The 24,643-nt window shown below is 69.8% G+C and carries 25 protein-coding genes; 9 read left to right on the top strand and 16 right to left on the bottom strand.

Annotated elements, in window-relative coordinates; translation table 11 throughout:
• Positions 1-21: 21 nt before the first annotated feature.
• Positions 22-1,332, bottom strand: coding sequence for a hypothetical protein (locus tag A605_RS13985; RefSeq protein ID WP_015402161.1), 1,311 nt, complete (start codon positions 1,330-1,332; stop codon positions 22-24).
• Positions 1,333-1,643: 311 nt separating this feature from the next.
• Here A605_RS13985 and A605_RS13980 point away from each other — a divergent pair, with 311 nt between their 5' ends.
• Both A605_RS13980 and A605_RS13975 read left to right on the top strand, forming a co-directional pair.
• Entirely contained in the window at positions 1,644-2,459 is an 816-nt protein-coding gene (locus A605_RS13980; RefSeq protein ID WP_244428991.1) for an esterase/lipase family protein, read from the top strand.
• Positions 2,460-2,636: 177 nt separating this feature from the next.
• Positions 2,637-3,698, top strand: coding sequence for an esterase/lipase family protein (locus A605_RS13975; protein WP_015402159.1), 1,062 nt, complete (start codon positions 2,637-2,639; stop codon positions 3,696-3,698).
• 9 nt (positions 3,699-3,707) lie between these two features.
• Here A605_RS13975 and A605_RS13970 read toward each other — a convergent pair whose 3' ends face one another.
• Complete coding sequence (locus A605_RS13970; RefSeq protein WP_015402158.1) at positions 3,708-4,004, bottom strand: hypothetical protein; 297 nt, start codon at positions 4,002-4,004, stop codon at positions 3,708-3,710.
• 318 nt (positions 4,005-4,322) lie between these two features.
• Between A605_RS13970 and A605_RS13965 the strand changes: the two genes are divergently transcribed.
• The gene (locus A605_RS13965) at positions 4,323-5,846 is read left to right on the top strand and encodes a gluconokinase (protein ID WP_015402157.1); all 1,524 of its coding nucleotides are present in this window, start codon (positions 4,323-4,325) and stop codon (positions 5,844-5,846) included.
• 4 nt (positions 5,847-5,850) lie between these two features.
• Here the strand turns inward: A605_RS13965 and A605_RS13960 are convergent, their stop codons facing one another.
• Positions 5,851-7,041, bottom strand: coding sequence for an MFS transporter (locus A605_RS13960; protein WP_015402156.1), 1,191 nt, complete (start codon positions 7,039-7,041; stop codon positions 5,851-5,853).
• A 141-nt stretch (positions 7,042-7,182) separates the two neighbouring features.
• On the opposite strand from A605_RS13960, the gene A605_RS13955 reads away from it, so the two are divergent.
• Positions 7,183-7,533 carry a cupin domain-containing protein gene (locus A605_RS13955; protein WP_015402155.1) on the top strand — a complete coding sequence of 117 codons (351 nt, stop codon included), beginning with the start codon at positions 7,183-7,185 and terminating at the stop codon, positions 7,531-7,533.
• Positions 7,534-7,714: 181 nt separating this feature from the next.
• Here A605_RS13955 and A605_RS13950 read toward each other — a convergent pair whose 3' ends face one another.
• Genes A605_RS13950 through A605_RS13940 form a run of 3 tightly spaced genes read right to left on the bottom strand, consistent with a single transcriptional unit; the run spans position 7,715 to position 10,614 of the window.
• Complete coding sequence (locus tag A605_RS13950) at positions 7,715-8,722, bottom strand: ArsO family NAD(P)H-dependent flavin-containing monooxygenase (RefSeq protein ID WP_015402154.1); 1,008 nt, start codon at positions 8,720-8,722, stop codon at positions 7,715-7,717.
• Positions 8,723-8,767: 45 nt separating this feature from the next.
• Positions 8,768-9,376, bottom strand: coding sequence for a response regulator (locus A605_RS13945; protein WP_015402153.1), 609 nt, complete (start codon positions 9,374-9,376; stop codon positions 8,768-8,770).
• A complete protein-coding gene (locus A605_RS13940; protein ID WP_015402152.1) occupies positions 9,373-10,614 on the bottom strand; it encodes a sensor histidine kinase in 1,242 nt (413 codons plus the stop codon). Before A605_RS13940 ends, A605_RS13945 begins: the two co-directional genes overlap by 4 nt.
• A 122-nt stretch (positions 10,615-10,736) precedes the next feature.
• Here A605_RS13940 and A605_RS13935 point away from each other — a divergent pair, with 122 nt between their 5' ends.
• The 4 genes from A605_RS13935 (at position 10,737) to A605_RS13920 (ending at position 14,057) form a co-directional block, all read left to right on the top strand.
• Positions 10,737-11,081: a hypothetical protein gene (locus tag A605_RS13935; RefSeq protein ID WP_015402151.1), complete on the top strand. Its 345-nt coding sequence runs from the start codon at positions 10,737-10,739 to the stop codon at positions 11,079-11,081.
• A 201-nt stretch (positions 11,082-11,282) separates the two neighbouring features.
• Positions 11,283-12,362: an ABC transporter permease gene (locus A605_RS13930; protein WP_015402150.1), complete on the top strand. Its 1,080-nt coding sequence runs from the start codon at positions 11,283-11,285 to the stop codon at positions 12,360-12,362.
• The gene (locus A605_RS13925; RefSeq protein ID WP_015402149.1) at positions 12,359-13,090 is read left to right on the top strand and encodes an ABC transporter ATP-binding protein; all 732 of its coding nucleotides are present in this window, start codon (positions 12,359-12,361) and stop codon (positions 13,088-13,090) included. The genes A605_RS13930 and A605_RS13925 overlap by 4 nt, the downstream gene beginning before the upstream one ends.
• The gene (locus A605_RS13920) at positions 13,074-14,057 is read left to right on the top strand and encodes a winged helix DNA-binding domain-containing protein (RefSeq protein ID WP_015402148.1); all 984 of its coding nucleotides are present in this window, start codon (positions 13,074-13,076) and stop codon (positions 14,055-14,057) included. Before A605_RS13925 ends, A605_RS13920 begins: the two co-directional genes overlap by 17 nt.
• A 117-nt stretch (positions 14,058-14,174) precedes the next feature.
• Here the strand turns inward: A605_RS13920 and paaZ are convergent, their stop codons facing one another.
• On the bottom strand, positions 14,175-16,325 hold the full coding sequence (gene paaZ, locus A605_RS13915; protein ID WP_015402147.1) for a phenylacetic acid degradation bifunctional protein PaaZ: 2,151 nt from the start codon (positions 16,323-16,325) through the stop codon (positions 14,175-14,177).
• 122 nt (positions 16,326-16,447) lie between these two features.
• On the opposite strand from paaZ, the gene A605_RS13910 reads away from it, so the two are divergent.
• Positions 16,448-16,840 (top strand): PaaI family thioesterase, encoded by a 393-nt coding sequence (locus tag A605_RS13910; protein ID WP_015402146.1) that lies wholly within the window; start codon positions 16,448-16,450, stop codon positions 16,838-16,840.
• On the opposite strand, the gene A605_RS13905 is transcribed toward A605_RS13910, so the two are convergent.
• The 9 genes from A605_RS13905 to paaA all read right to left on the bottom strand — a co-directional run bounded on the left by A605_RS13905 (position 16,837) and on the right by paaA (position 24,511).
• A complete protein-coding gene (locus tag A605_RS13905) occupies positions 16,837-17,715 on the bottom strand; it encodes a 3-hydroxyacyl-CoA dehydrogenase family protein (protein ID WP_015402145.1) in 879 nt (292 codons plus the stop codon). The genes A605_RS13910 and A605_RS13905 overlap by 4 nt on opposite strands.
• Positions 17,716-17,728: 13 nt before the next feature.
• A complete protein-coding gene (locus A605_RS13900; RefSeq protein WP_015402144.1) occupies positions 17,729-18,523 on the bottom strand; it encodes an enoyl-CoA hydratase/isomerase family protein in 795 nt (264 codons plus the stop codon).
• A gap of 5 nt (positions 18,524-18,528) precedes the next feature.
• Positions 18,529-19,734, bottom strand: coding sequence for an acetyl-CoA C-acyltransferase (locus A605_RS13895; protein WP_015402143.1), 1,206 nt, complete (start codon positions 19,732-19,734; stop codon positions 18,529-18,531).
• Between the two features lie 35 nt (positions 19,735-19,769).
• Entirely contained in the window at positions 19,770-20,540 is a 771-nt protein-coding gene (locus A605_RS13890; RefSeq protein WP_015402142.1) for an enoyl-CoA hydratase/isomerase family protein, read from the bottom strand.
• A 46-nt stretch (positions 20,541-20,586) separates the two neighbouring features.
• Positions 20,587-21,744 (bottom strand): 1,2-phenylacetyl-CoA epoxidase subunit PaaE, encoded by a 1,158-nt coding sequence (gene paaE / locus A605_RS13885; protein ID WP_015402141.1) that lies wholly within the window; start codon positions 21,742-21,744, stop codon positions 20,587-20,589.
• The gene (gene paaD, locus A605_RS13880; protein WP_015402140.1) at positions 21,744-22,286 is read right to left on the bottom strand and encodes a 1,2-phenylacetyl-CoA epoxidase subunit PaaD; all 543 of its coding nucleotides are present in this window, start codon (positions 22,284-22,286) and stop codon (positions 21,744-21,746) included. The genes paaE and paaD overlap by 1 nt, the downstream gene beginning before the upstream one ends.
• Before the next feature lie 74 nt (positions 22,287-22,360).
• Complete coding sequence (gene paaC, locus A605_RS13875; RefSeq protein WP_015402139.1) at positions 22,361-23,197, bottom strand: 1,2-phenylacetyl-CoA epoxidase subunit PaaC; 837 nt, start codon at positions 23,195-23,197, stop codon at positions 22,361-22,363.
• Entirely contained in the window at positions 23,194-23,481 is a 288-nt protein-coding gene (gene paaB, locus A605_RS13870; RefSeq protein ID WP_015402138.1) for a 1,2-phenylacetyl-CoA epoxidase subunit PaaB, read from the bottom strand. Before paaB ends, paaC begins: the two co-directional genes overlap by 4 nt.
• A gap of 46 nt (positions 23,482-23,527) precedes the next feature.
• Entirely contained in the window at positions 23,528-24,511 is a 984-nt protein-coding gene (gene paaA / locus A605_RS13865) for a 1,2-phenylacetyl-CoA epoxidase subunit PaaA (RefSeq protein ID WP_015402137.1), read from the bottom strand.
• Positions 24,512-24,643: the final 132 nt, after the last annotated feature.

Here is a 24,643-nt window from a genome sequence, read left to right as displayed (position 1 = left end):
GGACGGCGGGGCCGATCAACCTCAGAATCTCCGGAGGATCTCCCCCACCAGCGCCTTTCCCCCCTCGGTCAGACGGGTGGGGGCGAAGACATCCCAGAAATCCGTTGAGTGGTCCAGGGCGCCCATCGCCAGAAAGAGCTGGTGGTTGTCCACGTGTGTCGCGGCCATCAGCAGGCCGGGTTCGGGATCGCTGTCGATTTCGTTGGCCCAGGCCCACATCTGCGTGATCGACGGGGCCAGGTCGTCAGGGTCAGAGAGCAACGGCAGGTAGGCGGCGACATGACGGGCCAGCTCCAGCGGCCGGTTCTTCAGTCGCTGGCCGGCCTCGGTGACGTGGATGCGGCCGCCGCGCCTTTCGAGTAGTTCGAAATGCTCCATCGCCTGGCGCAGAATCAATACCGGGAGGGTGGAGTTCTCGCGGTTCGCCTTTCCCCGCCAGCGCTCGTCCAGGCCGATGCGTTCGGCGATGGCGGTGACGTCGACCGGCTTGAGGTAGCCCGAGGGGGTCAGCGGACGCCCCTCGCCCACCAGATCCAGCACCCACCGAATGTGCTCCGTGGCGGTCTCCGCGGACTTCTCGTCCAGCTCCGGCAGATTCTCCCTGATATCGCCGTCGTGCGCCGCCATGCCGGGTGCAACCGCGTCGGGTTCGAGTCCATCGAAGAACTTCTCGATCGCCTGCCGGAGAACCGAGTTCTGTACCGGATCCGGGGTGTTTTCCGGCCCGGGCGGAAGAGGTGCGTCCTCGTCGTCGAAACTCAGGGGCGCCTCATTCCCGGACCGCACGCGCTGGGCCAGCCGCTCCGCGACCACCACGTCGTCGACGGTGGTCAATCGGCGCAGCATCTGATTCGGCGACAGGTGCGGGAAGCGGTCGTTCAGCTCGGCACTGTTCGCGGGGCTCCGGTCGATGCCGGCCAGGAAATCCCGGGCGGCATCGCGCAGCCGCATCATCTCCTCCGGTCCGTTGCACGCCTCGACGACGTCGGGGCCCGCCACCTCGATGAGCAGCGGGGTGGGCATGTCCACACCCGCGTATCCGAGGAGCTCGATACCCACGTGCCAGTTCCGGGGCGGGTGGTAGCGGAACACGGCGAAGGCCCGGTCCTCCCTGAACAGGTCCGCCACGGTCCCGGTCGTCTCATCCTCCCAGACCTGCCGGGAACCACCGGTGCTGGTCATCAGCAGGTGCGGGGACCGGCCCGAGAAACCGAGGACGGCCTCCACCGCCTCGGCCAGGTCGGTCAGCGGCATGTCTGTGCGGACAGTGATGGTCCGGGTGATCCCCGGCAATGAACCGGTGACGGACAGCAGTAGTGCGGCGATCGGCATGCCCGCAGGTTACGGCAGTTGGACGGGGAGTGCCGACGCGGACGGGCGCCCCTCGGGGAAGGCTTTCCGCAGTGACGGTTTAAATTGTCCCTATGGCAAGTTTCTGCCGGGGTCTTACTGTCCTCACCACCGCTGTGTTCGCCGTTGCGGGCATCGTCACGTCCGCCCATGCCCAGAGCCATCAGGTGCGGACCCTCGTCTCCAGTGGCTCGAGTGTCAGTCACTCCAGCGGCGCCGCGGTGGAGCTCTCGAGTGGTCCGGTTGTGGAGCTGTCCAGCGGCTCCAGTCTCGCTCGGAGTGCGGGATCCACGGTGCACCTTTCCGCGGATCCGGAGATACACCACGTCTTCAACGACGAGTACTGTTCACCGTCCCCCGGACACCGCAATCCGGTGGTCTTTCTCCACGGCACCGGAACAGGTTCCCAGCAGTTCATCGCTACGGCACAGTACCTGCGGGGTGAGGGATTTTGCCCGTGGGCGATCGACTACGGTTCCGGGCATTTCAACCTCCTGAATGCCGTGCCCGGCCAGCATGGCTACGCCGAACTTGACGAAAGTCTCGACGAGATCGCCGAGTTCATCGACGACGTCCTGACGGTCACCGGCGCGCAGAAGGTGGATCTGGTCGGGCACTCCCAGGGCGGGACGTTGACCAAGGCCTATATTCAGGGCCGGGATGGTGCCGCGAAAGTTGATCGAGTGGTGTCCCTGGGGGCCACATTCCACGGCACGACCGTCGACGACCGCGGCGAGCTCCTGGGATCGGTCGTTGACACCATGCCGGGTTCATCGGCCTTCGCCGCCGGGGCGGCCGCCACCCAGCAATTGGTTGGCTCCGAGACCGTCACCGCGCTCGAGCAGCTGCCCGACACCGCCCCGGATGTCATCTACACCGCGTTGTACACCCCCTCGGACACCGTGGCCACCCCCAACAGCACCTCGATGCTTGAATCCGTCGATGGTGCGGATGTCGTCAATGTCGACGTCGAAGCCGCCTGCGATATCACTGTCTCGCACCAGGACATGGTGCGTAGCCCGGAGGTCGCGGGCCTCATTCACTGGGGGCTTACCCGTGCGGAGGGCGATCACGCCGTGGGGGCGGAGCAGTGTGAGCTGAAGGCCTAGCCCGACGTCGATCAGCGGTGTTCCCTGCCGGACCCCGGCACTGACGGATCCCCATGGGTGGGCGGAGAATCCCGCCGGCAGGGCCGTGCCTGTCCTGCCCCTGGTGTGACGGGAGTGTTCATGGATTGTGACCTGAACTTCCCCCGCGACGACGTCGGCCTGACCTAGATTCTGGGCATGACGAGCCTCCGCCGCGGTCTCCCCGCCGTCGCCGCCGCAGCCGCCGGCGTCGTCCTGGCGGCCACAGTCCCCACAGTGGCCACAGTGGCCATCTCCCCCGCCCACGCCCAGAGTCACCAGGTCAACACCCTGCTCTCCAGCGGTTCGAGCGTGAGCCGGGAGCACGGCTCCGCCGCCGAACTGTCCAGCGGGCCGATCGTGGATCTGGCGGGTGGCTCCAGCCTCGCGCGGGAGACCGGTTCGACCGTGCACCTGTCCTCGGATCCGGCCGTCGACGCCGTGTTCAACGACCCGTCCTGCGTCCCCTCCCCCGACCACCCGAATCCGGTGGTCTACCTCCACGGGACGGGCACCAGCTCGGCCCAGTTCCTCGAAACCGCGCGCTGGCTGCGCGCGCAGGGGTTCTGCTTGTGGGCAATCCACTACGGCTCCGGTCATCCTAACCTGCGGAACGTGGTGCCCGGCGAGCACGGCTGGGCGGACATCGACGCCAGCGCCGCCGAGATCGCCGTCTTCGTCGACGGTGCCCTGGCGGCCACCGGCGCGGAGAAGGTGGATCTGGTCGGGCACTCCCAGGGTGGGACACTGACCAAGGTCTACGTCCAGCGTTACGGCGGCGCAGGCAAGGTTGGCCGGGTGGTCGCCCTGGGTGCCACGTTCCGGGGTACGACGCTCGACGGCCGCGACACCTGGGCGCGTTCGGCGGTCGACACGGCCCCCAGTTCCTCGGCGGCGATCGTCGGTGAATCGGCGCTCCAGCAGCTGGCCGGGTCCGAGTACATCACGGGTGTCGGGGAACTGCCGGACACCACCCCGGGCATCATCTACACCGCCCTGTACACCCCCTCGGACACCACGGCGACGCCGTACACCACCTCGCTGCTGGAGTCCGTCGACGGTGCCGACGTGGCCAATATCGACGTCGAGGCCACCTGCGGCGTCCCCGTCTCCCACGGTGACCTGGCCCGCAGCCCCGTCGTCGCCGGGCTCGTCCGCTGGGGCCTGACCCGCGCGGAGGGCGAGCACGCCGCCGACGCGGAGCAGTGCGGCGTCGATTAGCGCCGCGGGCTACCCCTTGCCCTGCGCGCGGTCGATGGTCTCCTTGGCCGCGCGGAGGCCGGCGCCGGTCAACTCGCGGTAGCGCTTGATCGCGGCGATCTCCCTGCCACGGTCCAGCAGTGCGCGCACCTCGTCCGGGAGGGTGTCCTCCGGTGTCAGATCGCGGGGCTCCAGCGGGGGTAGATCCGCCCGCCGCGCCAGTTCGGCGATGATCTGCTGCTGGCGGGACACGGTCGCCTCGAGGCGGTGGATGCGCCCCTCCAGGTGGGCGAGGTGGTCACGGTCATGGGCGTTATGGAAGAACATGTCGGCTCCTTCTCGTGTCCGGGGCGAGGGTACCTGACCGCGCCACTGGTGCGACGTGCGTGGGGCACCCATGATGAAAGATGAAGCATGTATGTATGAAGCATGTATGTATGAAGCATGTATGTATGAAAGAGGCTCCCGCTGACCAGCGGGTTTATTCTTGCATCATCATCATTGCTGGTTGCGGTGTTCCTTCCACATATGTTCTCCGGCCCGCAGACGGCGCCCCTGACTCCGGGCTTCGGGTCGGAGAGCGGTAGCACCCACTATCCTGGCACCACACACCGCGCAGGCCAGCCGAGGAGAGAAACAAGGGCGATGTCGAGCACCTCAGGTACCAAGAAGATCCCCACCATGTCGGTGAAGCTGAGTGAATCGGTGGGGCCGTACGTGCTGGCGCTCGACGTCGGCTCGACGGCCTCCCGCGGCGGGCTCTACGACGCCACGGGGCGCCCGGTGAAGGGCTCCAAGGAGCGTATCGCGCACGCGTTCACCACCGCCGGCGACGGCACCAGCACCATCGACGCCGGGCAGGTCGTCGACGAGTGCGCGCAGATCGTCGACGCCGTCGTGGCCTTCGCGGAGGAGAACCGGCTCGTCGGCGAGGTCACGGGCGTGGCCATGGACTCCTTCGCCTCCTCGCTGATCCTCGTCGACGCCGACGGAGACGCGTTGACCCCCTGCCTCACCTACGCCGACTCCCGCTCCCACCGGCAGGTCCGCTTCCTGCAGGAGCGGGTCGATGAAGCCGACTACCACGCCCGCACCGGCGTGCGGCTGCACACCTCCTACCACCCCTCCCGCCTGCTGTGGCTCCAGCAGGAGGACCCGGAGACGTTCGCGCGCACGCACGCTGCGATGACCATCGGCGAATACGTCTACCTGCGGCTGGCCGGCATCCGCGGCATCGCCACCTCCATGGCGGCCTGGTCGGGGATCCTGGACCTGCACACCGGTGAACTCGACCTGCCGATCCTGCAGGCCTGCGGCACTGACCCGGATCTGTTCGCCGCCGTCCACGACCCCGACCAGCCCGCTCGCCCCGCCGCGGACGCGCTGCCGGAGAAGTGGCGGATGCTCGCCGACGCGGACTGGTTCCACGCCATCCCCGACGGCTGGCCCTCCAATATCGGTCCCGGCGCGGTCGACTCCAGCACCGCGGCCGTCGCCGCCGCCACCTCCGGCGCGATGCGGGTGATCGTCTCGCAGCGTCCCGGGACCATCCCCGACGGGCTGTGGTGCTACCGCCTCTCCCGTGCGGCGTGGATTCTCGGCGGCGCGCTCAACGACGTCGGCCGCGCCGTCGAGTGGCTGGAGAACACCGTCGCGCCCGTCGACGGGGAGCTGGGCGAGGTCCTCGCCGGTCCCCCGCGTGACGACGCCCCCGCGGTCCTGCCCTTCTTCAGCGGCGAGCGTGCCACCGGCTGGGCCTCGGACGCCCGCGCCAGCCTCGTCGGGCTGACCACCGCCACCGGCCCCGCCGACCTGTGGCGCGGCGTCGTCGAGGGGCTCGCCCTGTCCTACCGGCGCGTCTGGGACGCTCTGGGTGAGGCCGGGGCGCAGCCGGAGCGGGTCATCGCCTCCGGGCGGGTGACCATCGACCACCCCGCGTGGCTGCAGCCGTTGGCCGACTCCCTCGAGGTGCCCGTCGTCCCGCTGGCGATGAAGCGTGCCACCCTGCGCGGCACTGCGTTGATCGCCCTCGACGTCCTCGCCCCGGACGTCGGGCGCGCCACCCCGCCCTTCGACGAGGCCTGGTCCCCCGTCGCCGGCCATGCCGGGCACTACCGGCACGCGCGCGGGGATTTCGAGCGGCTGTACACGGCGCTCGTGGCGGACTGACCCGCTACCGCAGCAGCGGCCGCGACCAGGCGGCGAGCGTGGCGGTGGCCGCGGCGGCGAGCACCAGCATCAGCCACATCGTGGCGGGGAGCTGCCCGGCGTCCACTGCGGTGGCGCCGGCCGCCGAGCCGGAGGCGATGCCCACCTGGAAGGTCACCACGTACAGCGACGAGGCGACGTCCTGGTTGTTGCGCCCGGCGTGCAGGAAGAGGGTCGTCGCCACCGTCGGCAGCGCGCCGTAGCCGACGCCGCAGACCGCGAGGCCGAGGAAGATCAGGGCCGTGGACCCGAGTGTCGGACCACCGTCGAGCTGGGAGAACGCTGCGATGCCGAGCACCGCGGCGACCATGAACAGGACCGTGGCCGAGAAGTTGAAGCGGATCATGCGCCGGTCCACGAGCCGGGTGGCCAGCAGCACCCCGACCAGTCCGAACACACCGAACGCGGTCAGGCCCGTGGGCACCAGCTCCGCACCGGCGGTGTGCGACACGATCAGTCCCAGGTAGGTGTAGGTGACGAACGAGGCCGTGACCGCCAGGAGCAGGAAGACGATGAGCGAGGGCACCCCCCACTTCGACACCGCCTCGATGCTGGGGTGGTCATCCTTCGCCAACGGCGGCAGCTTCGGCAGCGTCGGCACCAGCACGGCCACCGAGGCGACCGCGAGCAGTCCGAGCGCCCAGGTCGCACCCCGCCAGCCGATCACCCCGCCCAACCAGGTGGCGGCCGGTGAACCGAGGACCAGGGCCATTGTCGAACCGAGGGACACCAGACCGACCGCGGTGCCGGTCCTCCCGGCGGGGGCCAGCCGGGCGGCCATCGGGCCCACCAGCGACCAGAAGACGCCGTGGGTCAGGGCTGCGGCGATGCGGGCGATGACGAGCTGCCCGTAGCCGGTGGCGGTGGCCTGCAGGATGGTGCCGACCAGCAGGAATCCCAGCGTGGCCAGGAAGAGGGTGCGCCGGTCGAGGCGTCGGCACGCGAGCATGGCGGGGATGGTCACCACGGCGACCACACCCGCGTACATGCTCATGAGCAGGCCGATATGGGACTCGGGCACGCCCAGATCCGCGGCCATCGGGGTGATCAGGCCGACGGTGAAGATCTCGAATGTCACGTACACGAAAGCCGCGAAACCCATCGCGGTCAACGGGACATAGGGTACGGCGGTGGTACGTACTTCGGTGGTGGTCAATGCGCTTCCTTCCGCGCAGGATGCCCCATCGTGGGCAAGAACGAGAGGGGACTTTAGTGCTATCAATGCGCGGACGCACGCCACGCGTGATGAGTAGGCTCGAAATCACAGTCGTCGAATGCGTCTCCAAGGAGGTCCGACATGTCCATCGTCGAAGAAAAGGCCCGTCAGCTGCTCGAACAGGCCCGGGAGAATGAGCACGGCCGGATGGCCAAGCTACTGATCAATGACGGTCCGCTGCGCCAGACCGTCATCGCCCTGCGTGAGGGAACCGAGCTGGCCGAGCACAACTCCCCGCCGGCAGCCTCCCTGTTCCTGTTCAGGGGGAACGTCAAGGTCACCGGCCAGGAGGAGACCGAGGTCAACGAGGGCGAGCTGGTCACCCTGACCCACTACCGCCACTCCGTGACCGCCCTGGCGGACTCCGTCTTCCTCCTGACCACCGTCACCAGCATCGAGGGCACCGGCGCCCACGGCGCTGACCGGGGGTAGGGTCCCGAGGGCTCAGTCAGGCTGGTCCGGCGGCACGTGTGAGTGACGGTCCGCCACGCCAGTCGGAGGGCACTCCTGAAAACAGCGGCAATCCATCATTGGCCCGCCGCCGCCAGGCCCGAAAACCTGAATTCGGGCCCTTTTTCATGATCGGGCGGCAGGACCCCGCCCCCGAGTCAGTTCATTTCCGCGGCTTGCCCAGCGATTCCGCGATCCGTGCGGCGGTGTCCCGTGCGTAAGGGGACACGCCCACGATCGTCGCCGAACCCGGCCCCGTCCAGTCGCCGTAGCCGACCAGGTACAGGCCCGGCTGTCTCGGCTCGCGGCCGTCGAGAAGATCCTCGAAGGGCCCCAGCGCCGGCAGGTAGCCGGTGCACCAGATGAGGTGGTCGGCGTCGATCTCGTCGAGGGAGCCGACCATCGGTGTGGCCTTCAGCCGTCCTTCGTCACGGGCCCGCCGGACCTCCGGCACCATGACGATATCCCCGAGCTCCGAATCGGCGCCCGGGTCCTCCTCGCCGCGCTGGATGGCGAGGGCGCGCTGCCGATTGCGGCGGAAGAGCTCGCGGCCGTCGACGTCGTCGGGCATCCATCGCGGCTCCCTGAGCGTGTACCAGGTGACGTCGGCGACCTCGGAGAGCTCGGCGCTGATCTGCGCGCCCGAGTTCCCACCGCCGATCACGGCGACTTTCTGGCCCCGGAACGTCTCGGGCCCCGGGTAGTTGGCGCTGTGCCAGAATGCGCCGGTGATGGTGCCGGGGTAGCTGGGCACATAGGGTGAGGACCAGATGCCGGTGGCGGCGACGATATTATCGGCCGTCCAGAACCGGTCCCCGGCACGCACGATGTACCTCTCACCGTCGTGCTCCACGGCGGTGACGTCCACGGGGCGCTCGACGGGCAGGTCGTAGCGCTGCTCATAGCGGGTGAAGTAGTCGACCACGTGGGAGGCCGGCGGATAACCCTCATGAGGGGGCATCTGCCGGCCCGGCAGGCTGGAGAAGTCCGAGGTGGAGAACAGTGCCAGGCTCGGCCAGTACTGCTGCCACGCCCCACCGGGGGCGGTCTGATTGTCCAGAATCAGGAAGTCCACGCCCGCCCGCCGCAGGTAGTAGGCGGTGGCTAGACCCGCCTGGCCGGCACCGATGATGATGGCCTCGTGATGGCCGGCGGGCGTCGACTCGCTCATGTGCTCTCCTCGGATCCTGGACGACGGCGCCTTTCAGGCTACCCCTCAGATCAGCCGCCGCTCCCGGGCGGCGGTGATCGCCGCGGTGCGGTTCTCCACGCCGAGCTTCTGGTAGATGTGCACCAGATGCGTCTTGACGGTCGCCTCGGAGATGAACAGCTGCCGGGCCAGATCCCGGTTGCCCGCCCCGGACTCGAGCGCGCGGAGAATCTCGATCTCGCGGGTCGACAGGGCCTGCCGGGGACGGCTCACCCGCTCCGCCAGGGCTGCGGCGACCTCCGGTGAGAGCGTGCGCCGGCCCTGCGCGGTGGTCACGACGGCGTCGTGGAGCGCCTGCTCGGGTGCGTCCTTGAGCAGATATCCCAGCGCCCCGGCCTCGACGGCGGCGACGATGTCGGCCTCCGTGTCGTAGGTGGTGAGGATGAGCACCGGCGGCCCACCCGTCTCCGCGAGCCGCCGGGTGGCGGTGATGCCGTCCATGCCGGGCATCTGGATATCGCAGACCACCACGTCCACGCTGGCGGTCGTCGCCGTCAGCGCCGCCGAGCCCTCGGCGCCCTCGGCGACGACTTCGATGTCGTCGAAGGCGTCGAGTATGGTGCGTAGCCCGGCGCGCACGACCGGGTGGTCGTCGATGAGCATGACACGGATCATGGGGTGTCCTCCCGTTGCGAGGTCAGGGGTAGGTGCACGGCGAGCGCGGTGCCGTCGCCGGTCTCGATGACGAGGTCGCCGTGGAGCGCGCTCACGCGGGCCTCAAGCCCGCGCAGCCCGTAACCGTACCCACCGTCGAAGCTGCGGCCGTCGTCGAAGACGTCCAGGGTGACGGAGTCGTCCCACACCTCGAGGGTGACCACCGCCATCGACGCCTGCGCATGCTTGACGACGTTCGCGAGCGCCTCCTGCGCCGCCCGCAGCACGGTGCGGTTGACCGGCTCAGGCAGGGGCCGGCCGGTATCGCCGGCCAGGTGCAGGGAGATGTCCAGGGACTCTCCGAGGGCCTCCTGCCGGGCGCGGGTGCGCTCGATGACCTGCCGCAGTGCCTCCGGGAGGGACTCTCCCAGCGCTGGGGAGGCGAGGTCGCGGACGAAGCGGCGGGCCTCGGCGAGGTTGTCGGCGGCCGCTTCCTCGATGGTGCCCAGCTGCCGGGCGGCCGTTTCGGCATCACCGCGGTCCAGGGTGCCGCGGGCGGCACGCGCGACGAGCAGAATGGAGCTGAGTCCCTGGGCTACGGTGTCGTGGATCTCCCGGGAGAGTCGTTCACGCTCCTCCAGGCGGCCGGCCTGATGCTCGGAGTCGGCCAGCTCCGCCCGCGTCGCCCGCAGCTGCTCCGCCACCCTCCGGTGGTGGGTCACCTCCGCGTGCAGGGCGCGGTAGGCGTAGTAGATCGCCACCGCGAACACCGCACCGATGGCCGGTCCCACGGCCGCCCCGGCCGTCCATGCCTCCGGGTGCAGCCAGGCCGGGGCGAACGCCGCCACCGCCCACAGCAGCACCGTGGCCGGGATGCCAACGACGGGCCAGGTCAGGTGGAGAAACAGGAAGACCAGGGGGAACAGCAGCCACACGAAGTCGATCGAGAGCACCACCAGCCCCACCCACAGAGCCGTGACCGACGCCAGCCACGCCGGCGCGAAGGGGGTGGGGTCGAGTCCGGTGGCACCCCGGGCGTGGCGGTTCTCCCACAGGGTGCCCGTCAGGTAGATCCCGCCGAGGGCCAGAACCAGCGGCAGCACCGGTGACGAGACAGCGTGGCGGGGATCGTCGAGCAGGTGGCGCAGGAGGCCGAAGACCAGCAGGAACGCGAACATCATGTGCAGTCCGAGGCGCAGCAACTTCAGCACGTGGGGCAGCGGGGTCGGCGTCGGCTGTGGCGTCGGCGAGGGGGTCATATTCACCGACGGTAGACCTCGCGGAGGGGTAGGGCACGGGGCCACCGATGACAGGCCGCCAGGAGCAGTTCGGTTAAGGTTGATTGTTGCTTCATTGAATAATCGAACTGAAAGGATCTCGAATGCGCTCTCTGCGTAACGCGACCGTTGCCCTGGCCGCCGCCGGTGCCCTGGCCCTCTCCGTCACCCCGGCCATGGCTCAGGAGTCCTCCACCTCCTCCGAGGGCCTCTCCTCGAACTCCCTCTCCTCCACCGTGGGCGATAACCTGAACGCCACCGAGGAGCAGCGCAACATCTTCGGCTCCTCCAAGAACGCTGACGAAACCAGCGAGTTCACCCAGGCCTGGTACGGCTACACCATCGCCGCCACCGTCGCGGCCGTCGCCGGTGGTGTCGCCCTCGCGTACCCGCAGATCCAGGAGGTCGCCGCGCAGAACGGCATCGAGCTGCCGGAGCTGCCGCTGTAGGCCTTCACGCCTTTCCGTCACCCCGTGCCCTGGAGAACGATCCGGGACGCGGGGTGTCGTCGTTTCCGGGGCGGATCGGCCGGCCGGTCGAGGGGCAGTCAACCGGATGATTGATCCGGGATTCAGGCGCTCAGCCGATGTTTGCGTGGCCTGCGGAAGCAACAATCGAGGACAGTCACGTCACCTCACTGAAAGGTCCTCATGTTCCTCGGAATCCGCGACATCGCCCACGCCCGGGGCCGGTTCGCGCTCATCGGATCCGTCGTCGGGCTGATCACGCTGCTGCTCGTCATGCTCACCGGGCTGACCGGCGGCCTCGGGGCGCAGAACATCTCTGCCCTGCAGGCGCTCGATCCGGACCGCTACGTCTTCGCCCCCGCCACCGCCGGAGAGTCGCCGGAAGTCTCCTTCACCGACTCGGCCATCACCGCCGGCGACGTCGCGGCCTGGGAGGGCATCGACGGGGTCACCGGCGTGGCCCCGGTCGGCTTCACCCAGACCCGCCTGGAGGCCGACAGTGCCGTCTCCGTCGCGGTCGTGGGCCTGCCCGCCGGCACCGGCCTGCCCGGCGGCGGCACCGTTCCCGACGACGGCGCGGTGGTCTCCGCGTCCCTGGCCGAGGAGGTCGGCGCGCACGAGGGCGAGGTCGTCACCCTCTCGGGCCGTGACGCCGAGGTCACCGGCACCGCCCCGGATGAATTCCACTCCCACTCCGCGGTCGTCTGGGTCGACTCCGGCACCTGGCAGTCGGTCGCGCACGTGGGCGATGACGTCCTCGGCACCGTCCTGGCCGTCGACGGCACGCTTGACGATGCCGCGTGGGAGGCGGCGTCGGAAAGCACCGGCACCCTGGCCGAGACCGTCTCCGGTTCCTTCGCCGGCCTGGCCGCCTACCAGTCCGAGCGCGGCTCGCTGGTGACCATGCAGGGCTTCCTCTACGGCATCTCCGCCCTGGTGACCATCTCCTTCCTCACCGTCTGGACCATCCAGCGCACCCGCGACCTGTCGATCCTGCGCGCCCTGGGTGCCGACGCGGGGTACCTGATGAAGGACGCCCTCGGCCAGGCGGCGCTGATCCTCGGCGTCGGAGTCGTTACCGGGGCCCTGCTCGGCTGGGCCCTCGGCTCACTCGCCGGCGGGGCCGTCCCCTTCCTGCTCACCACCTCGACCGTCCTCGCCCCCGCCCTGGGCATCTGGTTCCTGGGGCTGCTGGGCGCACTCATCGCCACCCGCCGCGTCGCCCGGATCGACCCGCTGCTCGCACTCGGAGGAAACGCATGACCACCCTCACTGACCGTCTGACCCGCCTGGCCATCGACGACGTCTCCGTCATCTACCCCGACGGTGACTCCACCGTCACCGCGCTCGACCGGGTCTCGCTGCAGGCGCGCGCCGGGGAGATGACCGCGATCGTCGGCGAATCCGGTTCCGGCAAGTCCTCCCTGCTGTCCGTCGCCGCGGCGCTGGTGGTGCCCGACTCCGGCACCGTGTCCGTGGCCGGGGTGGCGCTGGACGGTGTGCCGGAGGCCGAGCGGGCCCGGGTGCGTCGCGAGCACATCGGCATCATCTTCCAGCAGGCCAACCTCATCGGCTCGCTCACCGCCCGCGACCAACTGCTGCTCACCGACCACATTCGCGGCCTGCGCGGGAAGGCGCTGCGCGGGCGGGCCGACCGGGCGACGGAACTGCTCGAGCGCGTCGGACTGGACGGGCTCGGCGACCGGCGCATGCACCAGCTCTCCGGCGGCCAGCGCCAACGCGTCAATATCGCCCGGGCGCTGATGGGCTCCCCCGGACTGCTGCTCGCCGACGAGCCGACCTCCGCACTGGACGCGTCGCGTTCACGCGGGATCGTCGAACTGCTGCGGGAGCTGACGGAGGAGACCGGTGCCGCCTGCGTCATGGTCACCCACGACCGCTCATTGCTCGACGTCTTCGACGCCGCCGTCGAGGTCCGCGACGGCCGGGTGATCCGGCGCTACGATCGCGGATATGGACCACTCCCCTGACCTCGTCGAACTCAGGGCCCGCCGCCTCATCGCCCAGGGGCTCGCACCCACTGCCGCCCGTGACGCCCTGACCGGCCCCGTCGACGTCGCCCGCCACCTGCTCGCCCTGCAGGGGCAGACCTATCCGGCGGGTATCCGGGCGATCGCCCTGCGCGCGGATGTGGACGATGCCGAGGTCCTCGCGGCCGTCGACCGGTACGAGATCGTGCGCGCCTGGCCCCAGCGGGGCACGCTGCACTTCCTCCCGCCCGAGGACGCGCGCTGGATGATGCGCCTGCTCTCACCCCGGGTGGAGAAGGCCGCCGCCGGCCGACGCCCGGCGCTGGGGCTGAGCCCCGAGGACGTGGGGGTAGCACGCGAGGCGCTCCACGCGGAGCTGCGGGAACGCGGCCTGGAGGATCCACTGTCCCGGAAGGGGGCCTACCGGGTCTTTGCCGCGGCGGGCGTCGACCCCGGGGACGGGCGCGGACCCCACCTGCTGCGCGCTCTCGGCGGTGAGGGGGACGTCGTGCAGGGGCCGAAGAAGGGCTCGGAGGAGACGTTCGTGCACGTCGACGACCTGCTGGTGGAGCAGCGGGAGATGCCCCGGGAGGAATCGCTGGCCGAGCTGGCCACCCGCTACCTGCACTCCCATGGGCCGGCGACGGCGAAGGATCTGGTGTGGTGGTCGAAGCTGACGGTGGCCGAGGCGCGGAAGGCCATCGCCGCCGCCCGCGACGTCGTCGAGATCGACCTGGGCGGGGTGAGCTACTGGATGGGCGCCTGGCAGGCGGACGTCACCGGCGCGGAGATCGCCGCCGCCCTGGCCGCCGACCACACGCTGCCCGCCTTCGACGAGTATCTGCTCGGCTACCACGACAAGTCCTATATCCTCGCCGATGAGCTGCGTCCCCGGGTATTGACGATGAATGGTTTGAGCTGGTCTTTTGAGGTTTCACGGGGCGTGGTGACCGGGCGGGCGGAGTGAGCCCGTTCAGCCGGAGGCCGGTCGAAAAGCGGCTGGCATCCGCCCGCCCGGCGGGCAACCGAAAGGCCCGGAGTGCGCAGCTGCGCACTCCGGGCCTTCTCGGATTCAACTGAAGGATCAGCCGGCGTAGAGCGTGTCCACTTTCTCCACGAGGGTGAGCACGTCGTAGCTGGCGACGATCTCGTCGTTCTGGTTGTACAGGACGGTGTCCCAGCAGACCTCGCCGTACTCGTCGGTCACGCGCGGGGTGATGCGCTTGGCCGTGAGCTCGACGCGGACGGAGTCGTCGTAGGTGACCGGGGTGATGAAGCGCAGGTTCTCCAGGCCGTAGTTCGCCAGGACCGGGCCCGGGGCCGGCTCGACGAACAGGCCGGCGGCCCAGGCCACGAGCAGGTAGCCGTGGGCGACGCGCCGCGGGAAGAACGGGTTGGCGGTGGCGGCCTCCTCGTTGACGTGGGCGTAGAAGGTGTCGCCGGTCTCCTCCGCGAACTCGAGGATCTCCTCGAGGGTGACCTTGCGCAGGTCGGATGCGAACTGGTCGCCGATGCGCAGGGTGGCCAGGTCCTTGCGGAACGGGTGGACGCCGGTACCGGCCTCGACTTCCGCGCGGGTGACGCGCTGGATCCGGGCGCCGCGGTGCCACTGGCCGGTGATGGCGGTCAGGTGGTCCGGGGAGCCCTGGATGGCGGTGCGCTGCATGTAGTGTTTGACGCCGCGGATACCGCCGAGCTCCTCTCCCCCGCCGGCGCGGCCCGGGCCACCGTGGATGAGGTGCGGCAGCGGGGAGCCGTGGCCGGTGGAGGTCTTCGCGTCATCGCGGTCGAGGAAGTGCAGGCGGCCGTGGTGGGCGGCGATGCCGGCGGCGAAGCGGGCGGTCAGTTCCGGATCGTGGGTGATCACGGAGGCGACCAGGGAGCCGCGGCCGCGGGCGGCCAGGCGGACGGCGTCGTCGGTGTCGGCGTAGCCCAGGATGGAGACCACGGGTCCGAAGGCCTCGGTGTCGTGGACGGCATCGGCGTCCGCGTCGGCGAAGGTCAGGATGGTCGGGGCGAAGAAGGCGCCGTCGAGCTCCTCGGGTCCGCCGTGCACGATCTTTCCGCCGGCCTCCACCAGCTTGGCGACGGCCGCGGCGACGTCGTCGCGCTGCTCGCGGGAGACCAGCGGACCCATGGTGGCCTCCTTGTCACGCGGGTCGCCGGGGACGACCTTGGCGCTGATGCGCTCGGACAGGGCGGTGGCGACTGCGTCGACCAGCGGGGCCGGGACGATGGCGCGGCGCACGGCGGTGCACTTCTGGCCGGCCTTGGAGGTCATCTCGGCGAACAGCGTCTTGATGAAGGCGTCGAATTCCGGGGTGCCCGGGGTGGCGTCCTCGCCGAGGATGGCGGCATTGAGCGAGTCCGCCTCGGAGGTGAAGCGCAGGCCGTGCAGCTGGACGTTGTCATGGGAGCGCAGCTTGGCGGCGGTGGCGGCGGAGCCGGTGAAGGCGACGTGGTCGCGGTAGTCGAGGTGGTCGAGCAGATCGCGGGCGGAGCCGGAGATCAGCTGGATGGAGCCGGCAGGCAGGATGCCGGAGTCGACCATCAGCTCCACGCAGGCGGCGGTGATGTAGCCGGTCGGGGTGGCGGGCTTGACGATGCTGGGCACCCCGGCGATGAAGGCCGGGGCGAACTTCTCGAGCATGCCCCAGACCGGGAAGTTGAAGGCGTTGATCTGCGCGGCTACACCGGGCAGCGAGGTGTGGATGTGGGTGCCCAGGAAGCTGTTGTCCTTGGACAGCACCTCAGTGGGGCCGTCGACGATGACCTTCGAGTTCGGCAGCTCGCGGCGGCCCTTGGAGGAGAAGGTGAACAGCGTGGAGATGCCGCCGTCGACGTCGACGAAGTTGTCGCGCTTGTTGGCGCCGGACTTGTGCGCCAGCTCGTAGAGGACCTGCTTGTGCTCCTGCAGGTACAGCGCCAGCTCCTTGAGCTTGATCGCGCGCTCGTGGATGGTCAGCGCCTGCAGGCCGGCCTGGCCGACCGTGCGGGCGTGGTCGACGGCGCCGGCGATGTCGAGGCCGTCGGTGGAGACCCGGGCGACGAGCTCGCCGGTGGAGGCGTCCTCCACGTCCACCACGCGGGTGGGGGCCTCGGGGGTGACCCACTCGCCGGAGAGGAAACTCGGGACGAGCGCGACGTCGGTGCGGGTCTCGTCGATGGTGGCCGTGGCGGTGCCGCCGGTAGCCTCGGAGATCAGGGAGACGGGGGTGCTGTTACGGGTGCTCATCAGGTGTTCCTTTCATTGGAGCGGGGTCCGTATCCAATTAGTGACCGACCGGACGGTTAGTATTTGAGGCCAGTATAATCGGCATCACATTTTTTGCAGGACATTCGGAAAGGTGGAGGGGCATGGAACCCTGGACGATCGAACTCGGGGAACTCGACCGCAAGATGGGGGTGGAGGTGGTTGAACAGTCCGCCGAGCGGGTCGTGGCCACCATGCCGATCGACGGCAACCGCCAGTCGCTCGGGCTGCTCCACGGCGGCGGGATGGTCGCACTCGCCGAGGCGGTGGGCAGCTGGGCCGCGGTCATCCACGCCTCCACAATGGGGAAGGTGGCCGTCGGTGTGGACATCAACGCCACGCACCACGCCTCCGGCCGGGACGGCACTGTCACCGCGACGGCCACCGCCATCCGGCTGGGGCGGACGCTGACCAGCCACGAGGTGGTGCTCGTCGACGACCGCGGGCGGCGGCTGTGCACCGCGCGGATCACCAACGCGATCGTCGAGAAGCGTTAGCTGTAGTCGTAGAAGCCCTGGCCGGACTTTCGCCCCAGCTCGCCGCGGGCGACCATGTCGCGCATGAGCTGCGGCGGGGCGAAACGCTCACCGAGGGTGGAGGCGAGGTACTCGGCGATGCCGAGGCGCACATCCAGGCCGACGATGTCCGTGAGCTTCAGCGGGCCGACGGGGAACTTGTAGCCCAGCACCATGGCGTTGTCGATGTCCTCGGGGCTGGCCACGCCTTCCTCGACCATCCGGATGGCCTCGAGCGCGATGGCCACGCCCAGCCGCGAGGAGGCGAAGCCGGGGGCGTCGGCGACCACGATCGGGGTCTTGCCCAGGCCCTCCACCCACGCGCGGGCCTCGCCCACCAGGTCGGCCGGGGTGGTGTCGGCGACGACGATCTCCACCAGCTTCGAGGCCGGGACCGGGTTGAAGAAGTGCAGGCCGATGACCGGGTTGTCCACGGTGACCGCCAGGTCGGACACCGACAGCGAGGAGGTGTTGGTGGCGATGACCGCCTCGGGTGCGACCTCGGCGATCCGGCGGAAGGAATCGGTCTTGAGCTCGATGGACTCCGGCACGGCCTCGACGACCAGCGGCAGGTCGGCGAAGGCGGACGCGTCGGTGGTCACGGTCAGGCGGTCGAGCCACCCGTCGACGGTGCCCGGCGCGCCGCGCCTGATCGAGCCCTCGATGTCGTGGGTGATGCGCCCGCGGGCGGCGGCGACGGCGTCGTCGTTGATGTCGACCACGGTGACGTGTGCGCCTGCGGCGAGGAAGGAGTGGGCGATGCCGGCGCCCATGCGCCCGCCGCCGAGTACGCCGACGAGCGCTGGGACGCGCAGGTCCGTGGTGGTTGCGTCGAGGACTGCTTGCTGAACGGTCATTTTTCGGCTCCTGTTACTTGTTGTTCTTGCGGTCGAGGAACGCCTGCATGCGGTCGAACTTGGCGTCGGATTCGAAGAGGATGGCCTGGGCGATGTTGTCCACGCCCGGGTGCGCTCCGGCGGGCATCGCCATGACCTGCTTGCTGATGCGCACCGCCAGCGGGTCGAGCGCACTGATGCGGTCGGCGAGCGCCTGGGCGGCGTCGAGCAGGTCCTCGGGTGCGTGGACCCCGGTGACCAGGTGCACGGCGAGTGCCTCCTCGCCGGTGAGGATCCGCCCGGCGAGCAGGATTTCCTTGGCCACGGCCTCGCCGATGAGATTCTTCAGCCGCCACAACCCACCGGCGGCGGCGATGATGCCCAGACCCGCCTCGGGCTGGCCGAACTTCGCGTGCGGGGTGGCCACCCGGAAATCGGCGGCCAGGGCCAGCTCCAGGCCACCGCCCAGGGCGTACCCGTCGACGGCCGCGATGACCGGGGACGGCAGCTGTGCGATGCGGTGGAAGATGGTGTTGTTGATCCCGCGCAGAGCGTCGTCGCGGCGGCGTTCGCGCAGCTGACCGATGTCGGCGCCGGAGGCGAAGATGCCGCGGCCCTTGTGCTGCGTGCCGGTGATGACCAGGATCTTCGGGTGGTTCTCCAGGTGGGTGCACACGGCGTGCAGCTCGGCGACCATCGTCTCGTCGATGGCGTTGCGCACCTCGGGGCGGGTCAGCTCGACGAGCATCCGGTCGTCGTGTTCTGCGACGGTCAGGGCGGCGAAGTCCCGGGTGTCCAGGGTGTTCGGGATGGTGGTGGCGGTTGTCATGACTGTCAGACCCTCTCGATGGCGATGGCGGAACCCTGGCCGACACCCACACACATCGTGGCGATGCCGCGGGTGCCCCCCTCCTGTTCCAGGCGGTTGAGGAGGGTGATGGTGATGCGGGAACCCGAGGAACCCAGCGGGTGGCCGAGTGCGATGGCCCCGCCCCAGGTGTTGACCCTGTCCCGGTCGAGGCCGAGCTCGCGGATGCAGGCCAGGGACTGGGTGGCGAAGGCCTCGTTGAGCTCCACGGCGTCGACGCCGTCGATCTCCCAGCCGGTGCGTTCGAGCACCTTCCGGGTGGCCGGGATGGGGCCCAGGCCCATGATCTCGGGGGCCACCCCGGCGTTGGCGCCGGCGATGACCTTCGCGCGGGCCTGCAGGTGGTACTTCTCGACGGCCGCCTCAGAGCACACGAGGATGGCGGAGGCGCCGTCGTTGAGCGAGGAGGAGTTGCCGGCGGTGACCACGGAGCCGCCGCCGACCACCGGCCGCAGCTTCGCCAGCACCTCGGCCGTGGTGCCCGGGCGCGGTCCCTCGTCGGTGTCGACGACCGTGACCCTGCCCTTGCGGTCGGTGACCTCGACCGGGACGATCTCGGCGTCGAAACGCCCGGCCTCCATCGCGGCGACCGCGCGGGCCTGGGACTCGACGGCGAAGGCGTCGGCGTCCTCGCGGCTGATGTCCCTCACCCGGGCGACCTCCTCCGCGGTCTCCGGCATGGAGAAGGCGGCCTTCTCCTGCCGCTGGAAGACCGGGTTGGTGAAGCGCCAGCCGATGGAGGTGTCGAAGATCTCGCCGGGCCTGGCGAACGGGGTGGTCGGCTTCTCGAGCACCCACGGTGCCCGGGACATCGACTCCACGCCGCCGGCGATGACGACGTCGGCCTCCCCGGCCTTGACCATGTTGGCGGCCATCGTGATGGCGGACATGCCCGAGGCGCACAGGCGGTTGACGGTGATGCCCGGCACGGTGTCCGGGAAGCCGGCCAGCAGCCAGGCCATACGGGCGACGTTGCGGTTCTCCTCGCCGGCGCCGTTGGCGTTGCCGAGGATGACCTCGTCGACGACCGACGGGTCGATGCCGGATTCCTCGACGACCGACCGGACCGTTAGCGCGGCGAGATCATCGGGGCGGACGGATGACAGGGCGCCGCCGTAGCGGCCCACCGGGGTGCGGCGGCCGGAGACGAGGTAGGCGTTCGGGGTGCTCATGCAGTCTTTTCTCCTGGGTGGTGGCTTCGGTGGTGTCAGCGGCCGGCGAAGACCGGGGTGCGCTTCTCGTTGAAGGCGGCGAAGCCCTCGGCGTAGTCCTCGGAGGAGCACAGCTGTCCCTGGGCGGCGTTCTCCGCGTCGACGGAGGCCCACAGGCCGGTGCCGTTGTCGCGGATGTCGTGGACGAGGCGTCGGCTGGTCAGGAAGGCCTGCGTCGCACCGTTGGCGGCCTTTCGGGCACGCTCGCGGGTGAAGTCGAGGAGCTGATCGGCCGGGACGGCGCGGGAGAACAGGCCCGCGTTGACGGCCTCGGTGCCGGAGATCAGCTCGCCGGTGACGATGAGATCCATCGCCCGGTGGGCGCCGAGGCGCTCGACGAACAGGGCGTGGCCGCCGGAGTCGAGGGTGGCACCCAGGTTGGCGAACGGGGAACCGAATTTCGCGTCCTCGGCGACGTAGACGATGTCGGTGGCGATGGCCAGGCCCAGGCCCACACCCAGGCACGCGCCGTGGACGGCGGCGAAGGTCGGCGCCGGGAACTGGCTCATCTGCCTCAGCACCGGGGTGACCTGGCGGGCCAGGTAGTCGGTGGCGTCGTCATCGGCCGGGTTCAGGCCCTTGATGTTGCGGCCGGCGGAGAAGCCCTTGCCCTCACCGCGCAGAAGCAGTGCCCGCACGCCGCGGGCCTCGGCCTCGGCGTAGGCGTCGGAGAGCTCCCGGAGGTCGGCCTCTCCCAGTGCGTTGAGGGCCTTCGGGTTGTTGAGCACCACTTCGGCGGTGTTGTCGTCGATGATGAGGTCGATCATGGCGGCTGCGTCCTTCCTTCTGGTCGGGGGCTGGTCGGCGGGTCGGTCAGGCGTCGTAGTCGACGGTGAGGCAGTCGCCCTTCGGGCGGGTCTGGCAGGTCAGGACGTAACCGTCGGCCACCTCGTCGGGCTCGAGGGCGTAGTTCTCGTCCATCTCGTACTCGCCCTCGACGACCTTGGCGCGGCAGGTGCCGCACACGCCGCCGGCGCAGGCGAACGGGACGTCGGGACGCGCGCGCAGGGCGGCGTTGAGGATGGTCTCCTTCGCGCTGACCGGGGAGTCGACCGAGCCCGACAGGCCGTCCAGGGTGAAGGAGATGGTGATGTTCCTGCCCTTGGGGTCGGCGACGACCGGGCGGCCGGTGTTGCCCTGCTGCGGCCCGTCGGAGGGCTTGCCGGTGGAGAACAGCTCGAAGCGGATGTCCTGGCTGTCGACGCCCTTGCCCGCCAGCTCATCGCGGCACAGCTGCACCAGCTCGAAGGGGCCGCACAGGAACCACTCGCGCACCCGGTCGGTCTGGACGACGTGCTCGAGCAGGAGGGAGAGCTTCTCGTCGTCGATGCGGCCGGAGAACAGCGGATTGACGCGCTGCTCGCGGGACAGGACGTGGTGGACGGCGAAGCGGGTCGGGTACTTGTCCTTCAGGTCGCCGATCTCCTCGGCGAACATGACGTCGCCGCCGCCCTTGTTGGCGTAGACCAGCTCGAAGGTGGCCTGCGGGCTGCCCGCGAGCACCGCCTGGGCGATGGACATGATCGGGGTGATGCCGGAGCCGGCGGCGATGGCCACCAGGTGCGGGGCCTCGGCGTCGGCCAGGTCGTGGTCGAGGATCTCCTCGGCGTCGTTGAGAGAGGTCACGTGGGTGCGGGGGGTGAACGCGCCCTGCGGGTTCATCACCTCGATGGTGGTGCCCACGGTCAGTTCCTCGTTGGCCCAGGTGGAGAACAGCCCGCCGAGGTTCTTCTTGATGGCCACCCGGATCAGGCCGGGGCGGGGGATGTCGCAGATCGAGTAGGAGCGCCGGATCTCCTGGCCGTCGATGGTGGCGCGCAGGGCCACGTACTGTCCGGGGACGTAGTCGTAATCGTCACGCAGCTCCTCCGGAACCTGGAAGCTGACCTCGACCGCTTCATCGGTCAGGCGGCGGATCTCGGAGACCGCCAGCGCGTTGAACTTTGCCTTGTGCTTGGTGGGAGTGGTCATCAGTGCACCTTGAAGTAGTCGAAGGGCTCGAGGCAGTCCTGGCAGCTGTAGAGCGACTTGCAGGATGTTGAGCCGAAGTGGCTGAGCTTGCGGGTGTTGGTGGAGGAGCAGCGGGGGCAGGCCACGGGCTCCGGGCGCAGGAGGGTCAGGCGGACCGGGCCCTGACTCGTCCCGGCGGTGGAGTGGGCCGGGGGTGCGATGCCGTACTCGCGCAGCTCGTCGCGCCCCTTCTCCGTGATCCAGTCCGTGCTCCAGGCCGGCTGGAGCACCAGCTCTACGCGGGCGTCGTCGTGACCGGCGGCGGTGAGGGCCTCCCGGACGTCGCTGGTGATCCGGTCCATCGCGGGGCAGCCGGAGTACGTCGGGGTGATGGTGACGACCGGGGTGCCGTCCTCGATCCGGGCGTCGCGCAGGATACCCAGGTCGGCGATGGAGATCACCGGGATCTCCGGGTCGGGGACGGTGGCGGCCAGGTCCCAGATCTGCGCCGCCCCGGGGTCGGCGGGGCGCAGGGGATGGGGGGAGGTGTCGGTGACGGACACGGGAGCCTCCTTCGGGCGGGGCGCTGAGCGCGCGGCGGGTACGGCGGCGGGGTGTGCGGGTGGCTACCTGGCGGTCACCAGGTGACGCCGGGGTGGCGGCGGGCCAGCGACTGCATCTCCGCGAGGATGAAGCCGCGGTACTCGCTGAAGCAGCCGGTGCGCTGACCCGAACGGGCCTGCGGAACGGCGGGGACCTCCAGGCCGGACTGCTGCAGGACGTGGGCGATACGCTCGTCGAACCCGGCGCGCAGGCGGGAGGGCAGCACGCCCGCGCCGGCGGCGGCGAGCCGCTCGTGGACCGGCAGGTCCTCGAAGAGCTCGGCCAGGTAGGGCCACATGTTCTCCAGGCCGGCGGTCATGCGGCGGTGGGACTCCTCCGTGCCGAGACCGAGACGCAGCACCCACTGGTTGGCGTGGTCGACGTGGTACTCGACCTCCTTGACCGCCTTGGCCGCGATGGCGGCCAGCGTCGGGTCGGTCGACTCGCACAGCGCCGTGTAGAGCCCCAGCTGGTAGTGGGCGAACAGGAGCTGGCGGGCGATGGTGTGGCCGAAGTCGCCGTTCTCCTGCTCGACGAGGCGGGCGGAGCGGAACTCCTCCTCGTCGCGGAAGTAGGCGAGGTCGTCCTCGGACCTCCCCCAGGCGGTGCCGGCGTAGCTGTAGAGGAAGCGGGCGTGGCCCACGAGGTCGAGGGCGATGTTCCCGAGCGCGATGTCCTCCTCCATCTCCGGCGCGCGGGAGACCCACCAGCCCAGACGCTGGGCGAGGATGAGGGCGTCGTCGGCGAGCATCAGCGCGTAGGTGGCGGCGTCCTCGGTGGCGGTGGCGCCGGAGGCCTGGATGTCTTCTGCGGTGATGGCGTCACCCTGGGTGTGGCGGGTGGCGGAATCCGCGGTGGCGAAGCTGCTCACAGGTGAGGCACCCCCTCGGTCTTGGCGTAGTAGGTGGCGTGGCGGTAGCTCTTGCCCTGCGGGGACTCGAAGAACCCGCCCTTGGAGTCCGGGTCGGAGGAGACCACGGTCTCGGAGGGGACGACCCACACGGAGGTGCCCTCGTTGCGGCGCGTGTAGAGGTCGCGGGCGTGGCGCAGGGCCATGGTGGCGTCGGCGGCGTGCAGTGAACCGGCGTGGACGTGGGACAGGCCGCGGGAGGAGCGGACGAAGACCTCCCACATGGGCCAGGACTGGTTGGACATGGCGTTTCTCCTTGGTTTCCGGTGCTTCGGGCTGGGTCGGGCGGCTTTAGGCGGTCAGCCGGGTGTCGGCGGACTCGTGCCTGGTGGCGAAGGCGGCGGCCGCCTCGCGCACCCAGGCGCCCTCGTCGAATGCCTGACGGCGCCGCTGCATGCGCTGGGCGTTGCAGGGGCCGTTGCCCTTGATGACGGACTTGAACTCGTCCCAGTCGAGCTCGCCGTAGTCGTAGTGGCCGCGCTCCTCGTTCCACTTCAGGTCCGGGTCCTCGAAGTGGAGGCCGAGGGCCTCGGCCTGGGGCACGATCATGTCGACGAAGCGCTGGCGCAGCTCATCGTTGCTGAAGCGCTTGATGTTCCAGGCCATCGACTGCCGGGAGTTCGGGGAGTCCTCGTCCGGCGGGCCGAACATCTGCAGCGCCGGGCCGTAGAAGCGGTTGATCGCCTCCTGCGCCATCTGCTTCTGCTCCGCGGTGCCGTGGGCGAGCTCGTGGAGGATCTCCCAGCCCTGGCGCTGGTGGAAGGACTCCTCCTTGCAGATACGCACCATCGCCCGGCCGTAGGGGGCGTAGGAGGCACGGCACAGCGGCACCTGGTTGGCGATGGCGGCGCCGTCGACGAGCCAACCGATCGCGCCGATGTCGGCCCAGGTGCGCGCCGGGTAGTTGAAGATCGACGAGTACTTCGCCTTGCCGCTCAGCAGCTGGTCGACCAGCTCGTCGCGGGAGGTGCCGAGGGTCTCGGCGGCGGAGTACAGGTAGAGGCCGTGGCCGGCCTCGTCCTGGACCTTGGCCATCAGGATGGCCTTGCGCTTGAGCGAGGGGGCGCGGGTGATCCAGTTGGCCTCGGGCTGCATGCCGATGATCTCCGAGTGGGCGTGCTGGGAGATCTGGCGGGTCAGCGTCTTGCGGTAGGCCGCGGGCATCCAGTCGGTGGGCTCGATGCGGGAGTCCTCGGCGATCAACTGGTCGAAACGCTGCTGGCCCGCCTCGTCCTCGGTGGAGTGAAGGGGGGTCGTGGCTGTGGCGGTGGTCATGGGTCCTCCTCGGGTCGTCGCGGTGCCCGCGGTCTGGCCGGGCGTGAGGCGAAGGAAGTCGCTGTCGGCATTTACTAACCGATCGCTCGGTCAGTATATGGAGAAAATGTGATCCACGTCAATGGAATGGGT

The sequence above is a fragment of the Corynebacterium halotolerans YIM 70093 = DSM 44683 genome, assembly GCF_000341345.1.
In the GTDB taxonomy this organism is placed as follows: Bacteria; Actinomycetota; Actinomycetes; order Mycobacteriales; family Mycobacteriaceae; genus Corynebacterium; species Corynebacterium halotolerans.
The sequence above is the reverse complement of the archived record's forward strand: the minus strand, read 5'-3'. Positions and strand labels throughout refer to the sequence as shown.